The organism is Pseudoalteromonas sp. (assembly GCF_036960685.1).
Lineage (GTDB): Bacteria > Pseudomonadota > Gammaproteobacteria > Enterobacterales > Alteromonadaceae > Pseudoalteromonas.
The window spans coordinates 78,825-97,048 of sequence record NZ_JBALXK010000019.1 but is presented as its reverse complement, the minus strand read 5'-3'; the positions used below and the strand labels follow the sequence as shown (position 1 = coordinate 97,048).

Here is an 18,224-nt window from a genome sequence, read left to right as displayed (position 1 = left end):
GATGATAGTGTAGCATTTGTTATGTGAAAGTAGGTCATCGCCAGGCTCCAAATAAGAGAAACCCGTTACAGCAATGTGACGGGTTTTTTGTTATCTGGAATAAAATTAGAGCTTTAAGCCGTCAGCTATCAGCCGCACAGCGTCAATCTATGCACCGTAGCGTGGGTTGAGTATCTGACACCCACGGATAAAAAACGCCATTACCCCCTCAGAGCCCAATATATTTCTTTTAAACAGTTTAAGCTTTGTAATGGTTGATTACCAAACTCGCGACTCGCTCGTATTAATTCAAGACACAAAAAAACCGCTAAGATAGCGGTTTTTTGTTTAATCCATTAGCGCTTATTTATAACCATTTGGGTTGTTGCTTTGCCAGCGCCACGTATCTTGCATCATGCTATCAATCCCACGCTCAGCTTGCCAGCCAAGCTCATTGAGGGCTTTTTCTGGGGCTGCGTAGCAGGCTGCGATATCTCCCGGCCGACGAGGTGATACCAAGTAGGGAACTTCTTTACCACAGGCTTTGCTAAATGCATTGAGCATTTGCAACACTGAATAACCATTGCCAGTGCCAAGGTTGTATACATGGGCGCCGCTATCTTGGTTTATTTTATTAAGTGCCTTTAAGTGGCCAAGTGCTAAGTCTACAACGTGGATATAATCACGAACGCCAGTGCCGTCAACGGTGTCGTAGTCATCACCAAATACACCTAATTGCTTTAACTTACCCACTGCAACCTGTGAGATATAAGGAAGTAGATTGTTTGGGATGCCATTTGGATCTTCACCAATTAAACCAGACTCATGTGCACCTACAGGGTTAAAGTAGCGTAAAATCGCAAATGCAAAGCGCTCATCTGATTTCGCTATGTCTTGTAGCATCATCTCAACCATTAGTTTGGAAGTGCCGTAAGGGTTAGTAGTGCCACCTACAGGGAAGTCTTCGCGAATTGGTAAGCTTGCCGGATCGCCATAAACAGTAGCAGATGAGCTAAATACTAGCTTGAATACACCCGCATCACGCATAGCATCAACGAGGGTTAGCGTACCTTGTACATTATTTTGATAATACTCAATCGGTTTGACTACTGATTCACCAACGGCTTTAAGGCCTGCAAAATGAATGACACTGTCGATTTGGTGTTTAGCAAACACTTGGTCTAAAAATACTTTATCGAGAATATCACCTTGATAAAAAGTGGCATCTTTAGCTGTTATACTTTTTACTCGGTTGAGCGATTCTAGTGATGAATTACTTAGGTTATCGATAACGACAACATCCAGTCCTTGCTGTAGTAGTTCTAAAACTGTGTGTGAGCCAATATAGCCTGCACCACCTGTGACTAAAATAGTCATACTATCTCCATTAAAGTAATTTTATTCAATTAAGCTAATTTCATCATAAATAGCGATTGATTGCCTGTGTTATCTGTCATTTATTTTTGTTGTTGGTAAAATTATGTACTTGGTTACATTTTTGCTATAAATGATAACAATTACGAAAATTAATATTAAGCTATAGTTAAGTTGAAAGTGCTAATCTTGCACCTTATAAATAGGGTAACGCCTTTATTGGAGAATGTTATGAATACAGTTAAAAAAATAGCAATGGCAATGCTAGTAGCACTTCCTGTTTTTGCTCATGCTGGCGAAGCTGTAGTTAAATGGCAAGACTTTAATGGCTACCGTGATGTGCGACCATCAAATGAACCTAAAGGGTCATATCATAAACATATTGCGACAAGTTTTGAAAAGCACTTCAATAAATTGGCTGAAGAATTACCTGAAGGTTATAAATTCAACGTTGAAGTGACTGAACTGGATTTAGCTGGTGATGTACGTTTTGGCGGTATGAATGATCTGCGTATCGTTAAACCGATTTACTTCCCACGTATTGAGTTTAAATATTCAGTGACTGATAAAGATGGCAAGGTGCTGAGCGAAAGCGATAAAGTTGAGTTAAAAGACATGGGCTTTATGGATAAAATTAAAATGGGCCGAGACGAAGAGTTTTATTACGATAAACGCTTAATTACAGATTGGTTTAATAAAGAGTTAATGCCACAAATTGTCCCTAGTTAAATTAATCTAACTGGGATGTAAAAGCGCTCACATGGTGAGCGCTTTTTTGCTATTTAAAAGTTGCTAATAATTGCAGTATTTGTTGTAGCTTAATAACGGTTGTTTTGAGCTTTTCTTCGTCTAGGCCATGCGTGCTTAAGTTTTCTACATCAGCGGCAACATCCAGCACATAAGGCTTAAAGCGCTTTGCTTCAAAGCTAAAACCTGCGTCAGCAGGGAATAATGCCTTAAATTTACCATGGCCTTGTTGTTGAAGTTCATCTAACTTTTTATCAGCATCAACTGATTGACGATAAACAATTTTTAAGTTGGCATTGAGTTGTTCAATAATTGAATCCATTTTTTTCCTAAAGCTTTCGACTGCATTGCCGATATAATACGGGTAATGAACTAAAAAGTCAGGTATGAGCTATGAATATATCAGGTGGAAATCTACCGGCCATGAGTGGTGCCGGACAAAGCGGTGAAGTTTACAGCGCAGCGCTGGCCAAAAAACAGCAAAAGGCTGATGGCGCAGCAGCACTGGCATTAATTGAAGCTGCTGGCACTAGCAGTGCAGCGCAAACACCAGCAAAGTCTGTAACAGCAACGCTTGGTAATAATGTAAACGTGTACGTTTAATAGCGCACAGCGCTATTAAATCAGTTTGAGGTCAATGGGGGTCTTACTTTTTTGACCACCAATCTCGCGTACAAGTTTAGGTACTAAGTAACCTGGTAATGCGTGCAGCATATCAGCCATGATTTTGCGTGCCTGCGATTCATCAATATCAAAGTGACTAGCTCCTGCAACTTTATCTAATAAGTATAAGTAATAAGGCAGCACGTCAGCTGCAAATAATGCCTCACTTAGTGCAACCTGTGCTTGGCTTGAATCATTCACTTCTTTTAAAATCACAGCTTGATTAAGTAACATCACCCCTGCTTGTTTGAGCTTTTGCATCGCGGCTTTAAATTCATCGTCAATTTCATTGGCGTGATTGATATGATTAATAAATACAATTTTAAGCGGCGATTTTGCTAAGCGTTGGCATAACTCATCGGTAATACGGGCGGGGATCACCACAGGCAAGCGGCTATGAATTCGCATGCGCTTAATTTGTGGTAATTGCTCCAACTCATCCATAAACCAACTAATCGCATCGTCTTTGGCCATCAGAGGATCGCCACCACTTAAAATCACTTCATTTATATTGTGATCTGCTTTTATGTAATCGAGCGCTTCAATTAAGCTGCGTTTATTTAGCTGGTTCTCTTGGTATGGAAAATGGCGACGAAAGCAATATCTGCAATTTACAGCACAGCCAGTTTTAAACATCACTAAAACCCGCGACTTGTATTTATGTAATAGCCCCGGTTGCGTGTTGTTTTGTTCTTGCAAAGGATCTTTATCAAATCCTGTTTTAGCGATAAACTCTTGGTGGCGTGGCATGACTTGCAGCAGTAACGGGTCGTTTATATCGCCATAACGCATTTTTTTGATAAAAGGCACAGGTACACGAACCGGAAAAAGAGCCCGTGCTTTAAGGTCTTTTTCATCGGCCATGCTTGATAAACCTAGCATTTCTAGCAAGGTGCGTGGGCAAGTAACAACATTAGCTAATTCTTTTTGCCAGTTTTTATGCAAATTTGCTTCATTTCTTTGTATCATTGGCACGTAGATTACTCGAAAAATTATTAGATAGAGGAAACGATGGCGAATTATAGCACCAACGAGTTCAAGGGCGGCCTAAAAATTATGATGGACGGCGAGCCTTGCAGTATTTTAGAAAATGAAATGGTAAAGCCTGGTAAAGGTCAAGCATTTAACCGTGTTCGCATCCGTAAGCTTATCTCTGGAAAAGTACTTGAGAAAACCTTTAAATCAGGTGACTCAGTAGAAGGTGCTGATGTAATGGATACTGATCTTGCGTATCTTTACACTGACGGTGAGTTCTGGCATTTCATGAACAACGAAACTTTTGAGCAAATTGCCGCAGATGAAAAAGCGCTAGGTGATTCAGGCAAATGGTTAGTTGAAAATGATGTATGTACTATTACATTATGGAATGGCAGCCCAATTGCTGTAACCCCACCTAACTTTGTAGAGCTTGAGATCACTGAAACTGATCCAGGCCTAAAAGGTGATACAGCCGGTACTGGTGGTAAACCAGCTACATTAAGCACTGGCGCTGTAGTACGTGTACCATTATTCGTACAAATTGGCGAAGTGATCAAAGTAGATACTCGCAGTGGTGAATACGTAAGCCGTGTTAAGTAAGCAATAACATGACTTAATTAAATCCCAGCTTAGGCTGGGATTTTTTTTGGAGAAAATATGTCAGCAGATCTTTGGATGCCTAGTGCAGAAATAGCAACCTTGCAGCAACGTGCGAGTATTGTAAGAACTATCCGTGAGTTTTTTTATGCCCGTGAAGTAATGGAAGTCGATACCCCCAGCTTAAGTGCGGCCAGTGTTACTGACGTACACTTAGTTAGTTTTAATACCTCTTTTGTTGGGCCGGGTCATGCTAAAGGCCTGCCGCTGTATTTACAAACGTCTCCTGAGTTTGCCATGAAGCGATTATTAGCAGCAGGCAGCGGTGCTATTTTTCAACTTTGTAAAGCGTTTCGTAATGAAGAAGCGGGTAGTCATCATAACCCTGAATTTACTATGCTGGAGTGGTATCGCCCCGGATTTGATGAGTTTGCCTTGATGGATGAGATAGATGAGTTAATGCAGCTAGTTTTAAATGTTCCTGCTGCGCAGCGATTAACTTATCAGCAAGCATTCCAACAGGCTTTGGGGCTTGATCCACTGACCGCGACATTGGCGCAATTACAGCAACTCGCTATTGAGCAAGGCTTTGCTGACATAGCCGCACATGAAACTCACCGAGATACTTTACTGCAATTATTATTTTGCATGAAAGTAGAGCCAACAATCGGCCAAGATAAGCCCTGTTTTGTATATCATTTTCCGGCGTCACAAGCTGCTTTAGCACGTATTTGTGAACACGACTCACGAGTTGCAGGGCGCTTTGAGCTTTACTATCAGAACATGGAGCTGGCAAATGGCTTTAACGAGCTTACCAATGCACAGGAGCAAGCTAAACGCTTTACTGAGGATAACGTATACCGCGATGCTAATAACTTGCCACAAGTGCCTATGGACACGCGTTTAATTGCAGCCCTTGAGCATGGTTTACCGCAATGTGCAGGAGTGGCGTTAGGCATCGATAGGTTAGTGATGTTAGCAACCAAAAAACATACGATAAAAGAAGTGATCGCGTTTGATGTAGGTAGGGCTTAAAAGGTTCAAGATTCAAGGTTCAAGGTTCAAGGTTCAAGGGAAGGTAAAAGTAATTTAGCTTTTACCTTGGAACTTGTCCCTTGAAACTCGTTTTTATAACTCGTAAATAAATGTCACACCGGCGACCATAGGTTCGCCAAATTGTGTGTAGGTGTGAGTAGCATAACCATCAGCTGGGTCGTTACCAAACTCAAAACCACGCGTGGGTACTTCTTCGTCAAACACGTTACGTGCCCATGCGCGGATTGACCACTGCTCTGCTTCATAGCCCGCACTGAAGTTAACTAAATTAACGCTCGGTGCTTGTGAGTTATGACTATCCGAGAAGTAATAATCGTCTTTGCCTTCAATACCCACAGTGGCATATAGCTCATTTGTGAAGTTATAGCGCGCTGTAAATGCATATTGGTATTTAGGGGCTTGTGATTGTTCACGACCATCTTGATCAAGACCTGACTGCGCAATAAAGTCATTAATTTTGGTATCTAAATAACCGGCACTACCAGTGAAAACTAAATCGTCTGTTAACTGGTAACTCCCTTCTATTTCAAGACCGTAATTTTCACCTGAGCTGGCGTTATCAACATAACCGGTAAATTTTTGGTTTTCTACTTTCCATGCTTTTAATTGCATGTCTTCACGGTACATATAAAATGCCGCTAAGCGCAGGACAAACTTGTCATCGAGAGAGCTGCCTTTCACACCAAACTCACCGCTCCACAAATATTCTGGTGCAAAACTAACATGATTTTGGAAAAAATCGGCATCAAGGTTTAAACCATCATCTTTAGCTTTTGCGAGTGCTTCGGAGTTAATGCCACCGGCTTTATAGCCACGGGTTAAACTGGTGTAGATCATAGTACGGTCAATCACTTGGTATTCAAGTGCTAGTTTACCACCGACCATGACATCGTCAGTTTCTTCGATAAAGCCGTTATTATCAGTGTAGTCACCTTGGTATTGCTCAACTCGCAAGCCTGTGATTAAGGTGGTCTTATTACCAATCGGCGTTGCGAGTTGACCATAAATAGCGCTATTGCTAGTTTGATAGTTTGAAGCAAATGGATTTGCAAGCCATGTATATTGGCGTTCTAAATCAACTTCACGGTCTTGATAATAAAGCCCCACAACCCAGTTGCCGCCTTTACCATTAAATTGCAGCTCTGCAGCTTGGTCTTGACGATCACGCAAGTACACATCGGTTGAACTATAACCATCTGGATGTAGTCCGGCAGCGCATAACTGTGGCTGGTTAATATCATTACATACCCAATCTTCATCAAAGCTGTAAACTAGCTCACTATCAATACCTGATAGGTTAAGATTGACATCAAACCAATCAAAGCCGGTGTATATATTGGCAAGGCCTACGGCAATACTTTCTTGGTTATCTTGGCCTGGTTCATCAGCTACGCTATTGCGGCTGTTATCTAGAGTAAATGCATCATAGCCGTTGTTGATATCAATATAGTGAACGCTTAATTCAGAGCGCAAGTGATCGGTAAGTTGGCTATGAAGTTTAAAGCGGCCAACCATTTCGTCTTGTTGTTGTGTTGGTTTATCAAGGTATAAATTATCTTGATAACCGTCAGATTCGCGCTGGTAAATACTGGCGCGTACTGCGGTGCTATCTGTAATACCAATACCTGCGGCAACACCCGCTTCATAACTATTGTAGTTACCTGCGCCCAGTTGTACTTTTAAACTTGGCTCAAAGCTTGGATCGGCTGATTCCATTTGGATCATACCCGCCATGCCGTCTGCACCAAAGCGTGTGCCTTGTGGGCCGCGGTATATTTCAACTTGGTTAACATCAAATAACAGTGAACTGCCGCCAAGGCCTGAATAATTAATGCCATCAATCACTAAACCAACAGATGGGTTGATTGGATCCACAAACTGCGAGCGTAGACCAACCCCACGAATTTGAATATAGCGGCCACGCGACGCGCCTGAGGTAAAGTTTACATTGGCGGCACTGGCAAGCATTTCATCAAGAAAACTAGCACCACGCTCATTAATTTCACGATCGCTAAATAAGCTAGCGCTGGCGCTGAGGGTTTGAATACTTTCTTTTTGAAAATCCCCAGTAACGAGTATTTTTTCAAGTTCAGAATCATCAGCAAAAGCTGGGGCGCTGACTAATGGTAAAAGCGCGGCAGTAATTAAAGACAAGCGTAGTTTCATTCGGTTACTTAACTCCATTTCAGGGACTTGCATGATAGCAACTATTCTTATTAAAGTCGTGATACTCGATATATTAATGTGCTATAAACGCGCACAGTATACATAATAAGGAATACAAATATGACCTTTAAAGTTGACTTTAAAGTGCGTGATTATGAATGTGACCTACAAGGTATTGTAAATAATAGTGTGTACTTTAACTACCTAGAGCACGCACGCCATGAATTTTTGCATGCCAACGGGGTTGATTTTGCTCAGCTTGCCCGCGATAAAATTAACCTTGTTGTGATGCGCAGCGAAATGGATTACAAGCAGTCACTGGTCCCAGGCGATGAGTTTTACGTTGCTGTTGAGCCTGAGCGCATAAGTCGCTTAAAGTTTGGCTTTCGACAAACCATAGTACGAAAGCATGACGAAAAAGTAATGTTAAAGGCATTGGTGGTTGGCACATCAGTGAATGAGCGAGGGCGACCATTCTTACCAGCGCAGATTGATCAGCTATTTCAAGCCCAATAGGCATCTTTTTTACTATCTTAGAACAATTTTTTACATTAAAAACATGCATTTTTAACGGTATAAATGGTTATTTGTTGTTATCATAATGCGATTGAGTTTTAGGTTAGTAATCACATGAAATTAGCAGCAATACCGATGCTTATAATCGGTTTATGTGTAGGCTGCTCATCGACAGGGAACGTCACTAGTGAGCAATTGAAATACACCAAGTGGCAACTATCACGAGTTGATGGTTTAGCGATCCCGGCATCTTATTCTGCCTCATTGAGTTTTATTGAAGCTTTGCAAGTCAATGGTTTTGCCGGTTGTAATAAGTTTTTTGGCGAAGGCCAATTGGATGACAGTCATCTAACAGTGAATAAGCTAGGGATGACCCGTAAATCATGCGGTGATGAGTTGGATGAGTTTGAACAGCAGTTTTTAAATGCGTTAAAGCAAGGCGTGCCACTGCAAATTCAAGATCAACAACTGGTGTTAAATGGCGAGCAAACATTTGCGTTTATTCCAGCAGGCTGAGCTCTTGCAGCAAGCGTGTAACTAACGTACACTCGTCAGCGAACAATATATAGAATTTTTACTTGTCGGAGTGCCTTGAGTTTAAACTCAAAGGCTGAGATCGCGAAAGCGGGATCCGTGAACCTGATCAGGCTAACACCTGCGTAGGGAACAAGCTGCCTAAAACAGGTGCTTGTGCGCCAGTTTTGGGCACAAATACTGTGGCTGCCAAGGTTGGTAGTGCTTTTTTGTAATACCCACCTACGATCCATGTAGCATCTGCTACTCTCTATTGCACAGCAATATCTGACAAGACAACCCTTTTAGCAATGAGGTAAGTCATGTCAAACACAACAAATAAACCGTCTCGCCGCGAAACCCGTGCGGCTGCATCAGATTACATTTATAACCTGACTGGGCAACCGTTCCCAAGTTCACATAAAGTTTACGTACAAGGTACACATGATAATGTGCGCGTTGGTATGCGTGAAATCACCCTAAGCGATACCTTTATTGGTGGCAGCGAAGAAAACCCAGTGTATGAATCAAATGCGCCACTGCGTGTTTATGATACGTCTGGACCATACACAGATCCTGATTTTAATTTAGATGTGCGTAAAGGGCTGGATAAATACCGTGAGCAGTGGATTGAAAGCCGCGGCGATACTGAAGTTTTAGAATCTGTGACCTCACAGTTTTCCCAGCAACGCATGGCCGATGAAGGCTTAGATCATATTCGCTTTGAGCATTTACCTAAAATTCGTCGTGCTAAAGCGGGGAAAAATGTCACGCAAATGCATTATGCTCGCCAAGGTATTATTACTCCAGAAATGGAATATGTTGCAATTCGCGAGAATATGGGCCGTGCGAAACTTCAACAAGAGTTATTAGCGCAGCAGCACCAAGGTGAGTCTTTTGGCGCAAGTATTCCTGAATTTATTACCCCTGAATTTGTCCGCGATGAAATTGCCCGCGGTCGTGCGATTTTACCAAACAATATCAATCACCCTGAAACTGAGCCAATGATTGTTGGCCGTAACTTTTTAGTCAAAGTTAACGCCAATATTGGTAACTCGTCGGTGAGTTCATCAATTGAAGAAGAAGTTGAAAAAATGGTCTGGTCAACCCGTTGGGGTGCTGACACGGTAATGGATTTATCAACGGGCCGTTATATTCATGAAACCCGTGAATGGGTGGTGCGTAACTCACCAGTGCCAATTGGTACTGTGCCAATTTATCAAGCGCTTGAAAAAGTAAATGGCGTTGCTGAAGACCTTACTTGGGAGATTTTCCGCGATACCTTGATTGAGCAAGCTGAGCAGGGTGTTGATTACTTTACTATTCATGCTGGTGTGTTATTGCGTTATGTACCAATGACCGCTAAACGCGTTACGGGTATTGTGTCGCGCGGTGGTTCAATCATGGCGAAATGGTGTTTAGCGCATCATAAAGAAAACTTTTTATACACTCACTTTGAAGATATTTGCGAAATTTTAAAGCAATACGATGTGTGTTTTTCATTGGGCGATGGACTGCGTCCAGGCTCAATTGCAGATGCTAACGATGAAGCGCAATTTAGCGAATTACGTACTCTCGGTGAACTTACCAAAATAGCCTGGAAACACGACGTACAAGTGTTCATTGAAGGCCCAGGACATGTGCCGATGCATATGATCAAAGCCAATATGGAAGAGCAACTTAAGCATTGTGATGAAGCTCCTTTTTATACGCTTGGGCCACTTACTACCGATATCGCGCCAGGTTATGACCATATCACTTCAGGGATAGGTGCGGCGCAAATTGCTTGGTATGGCTGTGCCATGCTTTGTTACGTAACACCAAAAGAGCACTTAGGTTTACCAAATAAAGAAGACGTTAAAGAAGGTTTGATCACCTACAAAATTGCCGCTCATGCTGCCGATTTAGCGAAAGGTCACCCAGGCGCGCAAGAGCGTGATAATGCCTTATCAAAAGCACGTTTTGAGTTTCGCTGGCATGACCAATTTAATATTGGTTTAGACCCTGTTCGTGCTCGTGAATACCACGATGAAACATTGCCACAAGAATCTGGCAAAGTAGCGCATTTTTGTTCTATGTGTGGGCCAAAATTCTGTTCGATGAAAATAACCCAAGAAGTGCGAGAATACGCCAAAGATCTTGAAGCCAGAGGTATAGATCCCAACAACGTAGGCGATGCGATTGAGATCAAAATGGTCGATGTTGAAGCCGAAATGCAAGCTAAATCAGCCGAGTTTAAACAAACCGGCTCAGAGATTTATCATAAAGCGGTTTAAAATTAGTAGTAAGTAATAAGCTTTAAGTTGTAAGCAAGGTTGCTTATGACTTATAGCTTATAGCTTAAGGCTCAGAGGATTCTTATGTCTTACAACATTGCGGTGGTGGGGTTTGGTTTAACTGGGCGCTTAGCGGCGCTTGAGCTGAGCTTAAAGCATAATGTTACTGTTTATGAAGCGGGTGACGAACAAGCGCTTGATAGTGCAGGAAGAGTGGCGGCGGCGATGCTTGCGCCTTTGGCTGAATCGGTATTATGTGAACAAGACTTAGCCTTATTGGGACTTGATTCGATCGCGCGTTGGCCAAGTATTTTAGCGCAGCTTGACGATGAAGTGTTTTTTCAACAGCAAGGTTCTTTAGTGGTGGCTCATCAGCAAGATAAGGGGGATTTGCAAAGCTTTATGCAGCGCTTAAAACCTTTGGCTGGCCATCATGGGCATCAATTAACGGGTTCGCAAATCAGTGAATTAGAACCGGAGCTTGCAGGGCGCTTTAATCAAGGGGTGTATTTACCTTGCGAAGGGCAAATTGATAATCAGGCTTTTTATCAAGCGAGCTTTAAGACGCTGAAGCAGCGTAATGTGAGTTTTAAATTTGCACAAAAGGTCGATGTAGGCTCTGCAAGATTACTGCAGTCATTTGATTATATTATTGATTGTCGAGGTCTTGGTGCTAAAAGTCCGGTGTGTAAGTTACGAGGAGTGCGTGGCGAGGTGGTGCGTTTGTACGCCCCTGAGGTTAATTTAACGCGTCCGGTGCGGCTAATGCATCCTCGCTACCCAATCTATATCGCGCCTAAACCTAATCATCAGTATGTGATTGGGGCAACTGAAATCGAATCACAAGATAATGGCCCTGCAACGGTACGTTCAACCCTTGAGTTGTTGTCGGCAGCGTACACAGTACATAGTGGTTTTGCTGAAGCTCGAGTGTTGAGTATTCAAACCGGCCTGCGTCCTGCTTTTAGTGATAATCGCCCACAAGTAACACAGCAACAGCAGGTGATCAGTATTAATGGTTTGTACCGTCATGGCTATTTGCTTGCGCCGAGTTTAGTGGCCGATGCCGTGGCACGGATAAAATAAGGCTTACTATTAAAGTAAGTATAAAAATAAGTATGAAAGTAAGTATGAAAGTAACAATTAATGGTGAAAATTTTGAGTTGGTACATAGCGCCAATTTAACCCAAGCGTTGCGCGAGTTTGCTGTAAAGGAGCCTTTTGCGGTTGCGGTTAATGGCCAATTTATCCCGCGTAGTCAGTGCGATACACACTTACTTAACGAAGGCGATAGCATTGAATTACTATCACCTATTCAAGGTGGCTAATGTGAGTAGCGTAATATCAGATAGTTTTAGTATTTATGGTGAGCAGTTAACTAGTCGCTTATTAATTGGCTCTGCATTGTATCCGTCACCAGCTATTATGGCAGACTCGATTGTCGCCTCGGGTGCGCAGGTGGTGACTGTGTCATTACGACGCCAACAAAGCGCTGCCGCAGGGGATGATTTTTGGCAATTAATTAAAGATACTGGGCTAAAAATCTTACCCAATACAGCGGGTTGTCATAGTGTTAAGGAGGCCGTCACGCTCGCGCAAATGTGCCGCGAAGTGTTTGCCACTGATTGGATCAAGCTAGAGTTGATCGGCGATGAATATAACCTACAGCCAGATCCGTTTGCATTGCTTGAGGCAACTAAAATACTGTTAGCCGAGGGTTTTAAGGTATTACCGTATTGCACCGATGATTTAGTACTATGCCAACGTTTGGCTGATGCTGGATGTGAAGTGCTAATGCCGTGGGGCGCACCGATTGGCACAGGTAAAGGACTATTAAATCAATATAACTTAAAAACTATTCGGGAGCGTTTACCCAATACCACATTGATTGTTGATGCTGGCCTTGGTTTACCATCACATGCCTGCCAAGCGCTTGAATTAGGTTATGATGCGGTGTTATTGAATTCAGCTATTGCAGGTGCAGGCTGCCCTGTTACCATGAGTCATGCATTTAAAGCAGCCGTTGATGCGGGTCGTTTTGCTTACCGAGCGAAGGCGATGCCAGAAAAAGACGTTGCTGCGCCATCTACGCCCACTATGGGTATGCCTTTTTGGCATCAAGAACTTGGTATTAAGAATAAAAATTAGGAAATACGTAACTATGAATCATGTTGTTTGGACAATTGCTGGCTCTGACTCTGGCGGTGGTGCAGGTATTCAGGCGGATATTAAAGCGATGCAAAGCTTTGGCGTGCATGGTTGTACAGCCATCACCGCATTGACTGCGCAAAATAGCTTAGGGGTTGAAGCGCTAAACCCGATTTCAACCGAGGTTATTGAATCGCAATTACTCGCTCTTGAAAGCGACATGAAAGCCCGTGTTATCAAAATTGGTATGCTGGCCAATGTGCAGCAAATTCAATTGATCAGTGAGCACCTAAAACATTACAAAGCCACTTGGCCAGTTGCGCCTTTGGTTGTATACGATCCGGTGGCAATTGCCAGCAGTGGTGACTTACTTACCGAAGAAGATACTGTGAGTGCCATTAAAGAATGTTTATTACCGCTGGTGGATGTGATCACTCCGAATACCCATGAAACTCAGTTATTAACCGGTGTGTATTTAATTGGTCCTAGTGCTGTAAAAGAAGCCGCAGCCAAATTACAAAGTTGGGGCGCTAAAGCGGTGGTGATCAAAGGCGGTCATTGGGATTACCCGAGTGGTTATTGCATTGATTATTGTATAGATGGCTGCATCAATGAAGGGAATGAATATTGGCTCGGTAATGAAAAAATTCAAACCCCGCATAGCCACGGTACTGGTTGTAGTATGGCATCGGTGATTGCTGCTTGCTTAGCGAAAGGTTATCCATTAAAAGATGCTTTTATTTTAGCCAAAGCCTATATCAACCAAGGTTTAAAAGCAGCGGTTCGTTATGGTGAAGGGATTGGCCCTGTGGCACAAACAAGCTTTCCAGAAAACCTTGCCGATTACCCACAAGTAATAGAAGCGGGCAGTTGGCTTGGTGACGAACTAGATTTTGAGCCAGTAAACGAATTTACAATGGCGGCAGGCTTTACTGAATGTGAAAGTAAATTGCTTGGTTTGTATGCAGTGGTTGATACCCTCGACTGGCTAGAAAAGTGCTTAGCGCAAGGGATTAAAACCGTGCAGCTTAGAATGAAAAATGGCAGTGATGAGGAACTTGAACACGCAGTTGCCGCAGCTGTTACGCTTGGTCAAAAGTACGATGGTAATGTGTATATCAATGATCATTGGCAATTAGCCATTAAGCATGGCGCTTATGGCGTACATTTAGGGCAAGAAGATTTGCTTAACGCTAACTTAGTCGCTATTAAAGAGTCCGGCATGCGATTAGGGCTTTCAACTCATGGGTTTTATGAAATGCTACGCGCTCATAATTACCGCCCGAGTTATATGGCGTTTGGCGCTATTTACCCAACCACGACTAAAGATATGACTGGGCAAATTCAAGGCCTTGAAAAACTAAAACACTTTGTGCCGTTAATGCAAGATTACCCAACCGTAGCCATTGGTGGTATTGATTTAGCGCGTGCCAGTGAGGTTGCGGCAACGGGAGTGGGTAGTGTTGCAGTGGTCAGAGCTATTACAGAAAGTGATGATTACCAAAAAGCTATCTTTGATCTACAAAGCGCTATAGGTCATTAAATAATGGTTGAGTTATCAGACAAAGAACAGCTGCGTTATAGCCGTCATTTAATGCTCAAAGAAGTAGGGCTTGAAGGGCAGTTAAAATTAAAAGCGGCCCATATTGTGGTCGTTGGCGCGGGTGGTTTAGGTAGCCCTGCGTTGCTGTATTTAGCTGCCGCTGGTGTTGGCGAATTAACCTTGTTAGATGACGACAAAGTTGAGCTTTCAAACTTACAGCGCCAAGTGCTCTATAAAGTAAATCATTTAGGGCAAGATAAGGTCAGCGCTGCGGGAAAAGTATTAGCCAGCTTAAATAATCAAATCAAGATCAACACAGTAAGCGCCAAGCTAAGCGCTGATAATGCCTTGCAAATGTTTTCTGGCGCAACCTTAGTACTTGATTGCAGCGATAACTTTAGCACGCGCTATGTGGTGAATCAGCAATGCTTAGCGTTAGGGATCCCGCTTGTGTCAGGGGCGGCAATTGCGAGCGAAGGGCAGCTGATGTGTTTTGATTTTCGCCAGCCTCAAAGCCCTTGTTACGGTTGTTTATTTGGCAAACAACCACAACAGCAAACGCTAAATTGCAGTAATGCAGGCGTGCTAAGTCCGTTGTTAGGTGTGATAGGTTCAATGCAGGCACTATTGGCGGTTAATATTGTGCTTGGTCACCACCTGGGTAGTCAGTTTATACGTTTTGATGGACTAACTTTAACACAGCAGCAGTTTCAATTAACGAAAGCGCCCGAGTGTTCGGAGTGTGCTGGGGAAAGTGATTAAATAAAAAACGCGGCATGACAGGGTTATTACCGCGTTTTTAGTAAACTTAATTATTGATCAATCATCAATCTTAGCGAACGGTGTGCCCATGCGAGTCACAGTACCTGGTTTTTGATCATCAAGGATGTCTGCTTTATCTGCACCCCAAGCTAAAATAACCGTCGAGCCAAGCTTAAAGCGACCCATCTCTTCACCTTTTTTCAAGGTAATGGCGTTTTCACCTGAGGTTTTGTAGTTCCAGCTAAACACATCTTTACCTGCTGGTGGTGTAACGGTACCAGCCCAAATTGTTTCGATGCTCGCTACAATCGTTGCGCCCACTAATACCATGGCAAGCGGGCCAATTTCAGTGTCAAAAATCGCTACAACACGTTCATTTCGTGCAAACAAATTCGGCACATTTTGCGCGGTAAGCGGATTTACAGAAAACAAATCACCCGGTACATAAATCATTTTGCTCAAGGTGCCATCAATTGGCATATGAATGCGATGATAGTCTTTTGGTGCCAAATAAATAGTTGCAAAGTCACCACCTAAAAACGGCGCAGTATCTTGCTCTGAGCCACCAAGCAGTGCTTGTAAGCTGTAGTTGTGACCTTTAGCTTGAATAAGCTGACCTTCAACAATTGGGCCTAACTGGCTAATAGCACCATCAACCGGATGTGCAATTATGTCACTCTCTGTTGTTAATGGACGCACACCGTCTTTTAATGGACGAGTAAAAAATTCATTAAAGGTTTTATAATGAGCGGGGTCGCTATATTGCGCTTCACTCATATCTATTTTGTATTGTTTAATAAATAATTTGATCAAGGTAGTGGTTAATGCACCGGCTTTTGCTGCGGCTAATTTACCTACCATGCGCGATACAAAGTGTTTTGGCATTGCGTATTGCATTGCGATTTTGAATTTATCTAAACTCACTGATTTCTTCCTAATTTATACGCGCGGAGCACGAGCTCCGGCACGGCCATCGGCCATTGTTTCTAAAATTCTGTGGTAACTATCAAAACGTAGTTGCGAAATATCACCGTCATCAACTGCTTGGCGAATTATACAACCAGGATCGTTTAAATGCTTACAGTCTCGAAAGCGACAACCACCGATAAACTCACGAAATTCTTTAAAGCACCAAGTCACACGTTCAACATCTAAGTGCCATAAACCAAACTCACGAATACCTGGGGAGTCAATTAAATTACCACCTGAAGGGAGGTGATGTAATCGTGACACCGTTGTGGTGTGCTGGCCAAGACCGCTGTTTTCAGAGACCTCTTTAGTGAGTATTTCAGCATCAGGTAAAACGGTATTCACTAAGGTCGATTTACCGACCCCACTTTGACCAACAAAAATACTGTTCTTATCAACTAACGTTTCTTTTAGCGCGTCAATGCCGTAACCGCTTTTATTACTTACTAATAAAACCTGATAATCAAGCTTACGGTAAATATCAAGTACTTGGTTAATGGCTGCTAAGCCTTGTTCGTCAATCAAGTCTATTTTATTAAGTACTAAAATAGGCTCTATGCCCATGTCTTCACAGGCAATTAAATAACGGTCGATAATACTAGGCGTAAACTCTGGTAGTACTGCTGACACCATTAGAATTTGATCTATGTTAGCAGCAATGACTTTTACACCATCGTAAAAATCAGGACGTGTTAACTGCGAGCGACGATCGTGCATCGCTTCAATTACACCTGCTAAATCACCCTCACTGACTTTAGCGCGACGAAATTGTACTTCGTCACCACAGACAATACCTTTGACGGTACGGCGAATATTACAACGTAATACATCGCCGTTATCGGTTTCTATGTCAGCATGTTGACCAAACCGACTGATCACCACCGCATTTTCAGCGGCGCCTAAATTGTCAGTTTGCCATTGCGCAGATGTACCTTTAGATGAGGCAGTATCAGCGTTAGACAAGCGCTTTTGGTGATTGGCCTTGATCCGGCGGGATTGGCCTTTACTTAATTTCTTCTGTTTTGCCACTTTTGGCCTATAACTTAGTTAAATGTCGTGCTTTTTGAAAAAAAAGCTTTAGGTCGACTGATGATACTAATATGATATAACTAAATGCGTTGGATCTAAAGGAAAGTACCGCTTAGGTAATTATGTCTTTTCATAAATCAAATCTTATCTGGCTCGACCTTGAAATGACAGGTCTTGAACCAGCCACAGATAAAATACTCGAAATTGCCACTGTTGTCACCGACAGTGAGTTAAACATCTTGGCTGAAGGGCCGACTATTGCTATTCATCAAAGCGATGAGCTACTTAATGGCATGGATGAATGGTGTACCAATCAACATGGCCAGTCAGGGTTAACCGCCCGCTGTAAAGCAAGCACGTTCACAGAGCAAGATGCTGTTGAGCAGACGTTGGCATTTTTAAAGCAATGGGTTCCTGAGGGCGCTTCACCTATGTGCGGTAATTCAATAGGCCAAGATAGACGCTTTATGAATAAATACATGCGTGAGCTGGAAGATTACTTCCATTATCGTAATTTAGATGTCAGCACAATTAAAGAGCTTGCACGACGCTGGAAACCAGAAGTCTTAGCGCAAGTGAATAAAAAAGGCTCACACCTTGCTTTGGACGACATTAAAGATTCCATCATGGAATTAAAAGTCTACCAAGAAAAATTCTTTAATTTGTAAAAAACACTTGCAAACACATTGGATTATTGTAGAATCCTGCCCCGCTTAAGACGATAACCCCCGCGGGGTTAGTGTGTTTGAGTGCAGGTTAAAGATTCAAGAAAAAAGGTAAAAGGAACAAGGTTTAATATTGATAGAACCTAGAACCTAGAACCTAGAAATGCGGCACTAGCTCAGTTGGTAGAGCGCGACCTTGCCAAGGTCGAGGTCACGAGTTCGAGCCTCGTGTGCCGCTCCAAT

At 42.7% G+C, this 18,224-nt stretch carries 19 protein-coding genes, 1 tRNA gene and 1 riboswitch; of the genes, 14 read left to right on the top strand and 6 right to left on the bottom strand.

The features are described from left to right. Positions 1–342: 342 nt before the first annotated feature. A complete protein-coding gene (gene galE / locus V7783_RS15490) occupies positions 343–1,356 on the bottom strand; it encodes a UDP-glucose 4-epimerase GalE (RefSeq protein WP_335679478.1) in 1,014 nt (337 codons plus the stop codon). A 228-nt stretch (positions 1,357–1,584) separates the two neighbouring features. Here galE and V7783_RS15485 point away from each other — a divergent pair, with 228 nt between their 5' ends. Continuing rightward, entirely contained in the window at positions 1,585–2,082 is a 498-nt protein-coding gene (locus tag V7783_RS15485; protein WP_335679477.1) for a DUF3016 domain-containing protein, read from the top strand. A 49-nt stretch (positions 2,083–2,131) separates the two neighbouring features. Here the strand turns inward: V7783_RS15485 and V7783_RS15480 are convergent, their stop codons facing one another. Continuing rightward, positions 2,132–2,422 carry a prephenate dehydrogenase gene (locus V7783_RS15480; RefSeq protein ID WP_335679476.1) on the bottom strand — a complete coding sequence of 97 codons (291 nt, stop codon included), beginning with the start codon at positions 2,420–2,422 and terminating at the stop codon, positions 2,132–2,134. Between the two features lie 71 nt (positions 2,423–2,493). On the opposite strand from V7783_RS15480, the gene V7783_RS15475 reads away from it, so the two are divergent. Continuing rightward, positions 2,494–2,703 (top strand): hypothetical protein, encoded by a 210-nt coding sequence (locus V7783_RS15475; protein WP_064668757.1) that lies wholly within the window; start codon positions 2,494–2,496, stop codon positions 2,701–2,703. Positions 2,704–2,718: 15 nt separating this feature from the next. Here the strand turns inward: V7783_RS15475 and epmB are convergent, their stop codons facing one another. Further along, positions 2,719–3,732 (bottom strand): EF-P beta-lysylation protein EpmB, encoded by a 1,014-nt coding sequence (epmB, locus tag V7783_RS15470; RefSeq protein WP_335679475.1) that lies wholly within the window; start codon positions 3,730–3,732, stop codon positions 2,719–2,721. A gap of 42 nt (positions 3,733–3,774) precedes the next feature. Here epmB and efp point away from each other — a divergent pair, with 42 nt between their 5' ends. Next, on the top strand, positions 3,775–4,341 hold the full coding sequence (efp, locus tag V7783_RS15465; protein WP_244390159.1) for an elongation factor P: 567 nt from the start codon (positions 3,775–3,777) through the stop codon (positions 4,339–4,341). A 57-nt stretch (positions 4,342–4,398) separates the two neighbouring features. Further along, positions 4,399–5,373, top strand: coding sequence for an elongation factor P--(R)-beta-lysine ligase (gene epmA / locus V7783_RS15460; protein ID WP_335679473.1), 975 nt, complete (start codon positions 4,399–4,401; stop codon positions 5,371–5,373). Positions 5,374–5,466: 93 nt separating this feature from the next. Here epmA and V7783_RS15455 read toward each other — a convergent pair whose 3' ends face one another. After that, positions 5,467–7,560, bottom strand: coding sequence for a TonB-dependent receptor (locus tag V7783_RS15455; protein WP_335679482.1), 2,094 nt, complete (start codon positions 7,558–7,560; stop codon positions 5,467–5,469). Positions 7,561–7,680: 120 nt separating this feature from the next. On the opposite strand from V7783_RS15455, the gene V7783_RS15450 reads away from it, so the two are divergent. From V7783_RS15450 to V7783_RS15415, 8 genes are all read left to right on the top strand, one after another. Continuing rightward, positions 7,681–8,076 carry an acyl-CoA thioesterase gene (locus tag V7783_RS15450; protein ID WP_335679472.1) on the top strand — a complete coding sequence of 132 codons (396 nt, stop codon included), beginning with the start codon at positions 7,681–7,683 and terminating at the stop codon, positions 8,074–8,076. A 114-nt stretch (positions 8,077–8,190) separates the two neighbouring features. Beyond that, the gene (locus V7783_RS15445; protein WP_064668762.1) at positions 8,191–8,592 is read left to right on the top strand and encodes an META domain-containing protein; all 402 of its coding nucleotides are present in this window, start codon (positions 8,191–8,193) and stop codon (positions 8,590–8,592) included. Positions 8,593–8,648: 56 nt separating this feature from the next. Then, a riboswitch (TPP riboswitch) is annotated at positions 8,649–8,759 on the top strand. A gap of 153 nt (positions 8,760–8,912) precedes the next feature. After that, positions 8,913–10,865, top strand: a complete 1,953-nt coding sequence (gene thiC / locus V7783_RS15440) for a phosphomethylpyrimidine synthase ThiC (protein WP_335679471.1) — start codon at positions 8,913–8,915, stop codon at positions 10,863–10,865. 84 nt (positions 10,866–10,949) lie between these two features. Further along, positions 10,950–11,951 (top strand): FAD-dependent oxidoreductase, encoded by a 1,002-nt coding sequence (locus tag V7783_RS15435; protein ID WP_335679470.1) that lies wholly within the window; start codon positions 10,950–10,952, stop codon positions 11,949–11,951. A 44-nt stretch (positions 11,952–11,995) separates the two neighbouring features. Continuing rightward, complete coding sequence (gene thiS, locus V7783_RS15430) at positions 11,996–12,193, top strand: sulfur carrier protein ThiS (protein WP_335679469.1); 198 nt, start codon at positions 11,996–11,998, stop codon at positions 12,191–12,193. 1 nt (position 12,194) lies between these two features. After that, the gene (locus V7783_RS15425) at positions 12,195–13,013 is read left to right on the top strand and encodes a thiazole synthase (protein ID WP_335679468.1); all 819 of its coding nucleotides are present in this window, start codon (positions 12,195–12,197) and stop codon (positions 13,011–13,013) included. Positions 13,014–13,026: 13 nt separating this feature from the next. After that, on the top strand, positions 13,027–14,556 hold the full coding sequence (gene thiE, locus V7783_RS15420; protein WP_335679467.1) for a thiamine phosphate synthase: 1,530 nt from the start codon (positions 13,027–13,029) through the stop codon (positions 14,554–14,556). A 3-nt stretch (positions 14,557–14,559) separates the two neighbouring features. Next, positions 14,560–15,318 carry a HesA/MoeB/ThiF family protein gene (locus tag V7783_RS15415; RefSeq protein WP_335679466.1) on the top strand — a complete coding sequence of 253 codons (759 nt, stop codon included), beginning with the start codon at positions 14,560–14,562 and terminating at the stop codon, positions 15,316–15,318. 57 nt (positions 15,319–15,375) lie between these two features. On the opposite strand, the gene asd is transcribed toward V7783_RS15415, so the two are convergent. Both asd and rsgA read right to left on the bottom strand, forming a co-directional pair. After that, on the bottom strand, positions 15,376–16,242 hold the full coding sequence (gene asd / locus V7783_RS15410) for an archaetidylserine decarboxylase (protein WP_335679465.1): 867 nt from the start codon (positions 16,240–16,242) through the stop codon (positions 15,376–15,378). A 15-nt stretch (positions 16,243–16,257) separates the two neighbouring features. Continuing rightward, positions 16,258–17,316 carry a small ribosomal subunit biogenesis GTPase RsgA gene (rsgA, locus tag V7783_RS15405; protein ID WP_335679464.1) on the bottom strand — a complete coding sequence of 353 codons (1,059 nt, stop codon included), beginning with the start codon at positions 17,314–17,316 and terminating at the stop codon, positions 16,258–16,260. Between the two features lie 122 nt (positions 17,317–17,438). Here rsgA and orn point away from each other — a divergent pair, with 122 nt between their 5' ends. Then, positions 17,439–17,984, top strand: a complete 546-nt coding sequence (gene orn, locus V7783_RS15400; protein ID WP_335679463.1) for an oligoribonuclease — start codon at positions 17,439–17,441, stop codon at positions 17,982–17,984. Positions 17,985–18,146: 162 nt separating this feature from the next. After that, a tRNA-Gly gene (locus tag V7783_RS15395) sits at positions 18,147–18,222 on the top strand. Positions 18,223–18,224: the final 2 nt, after the last annotated feature.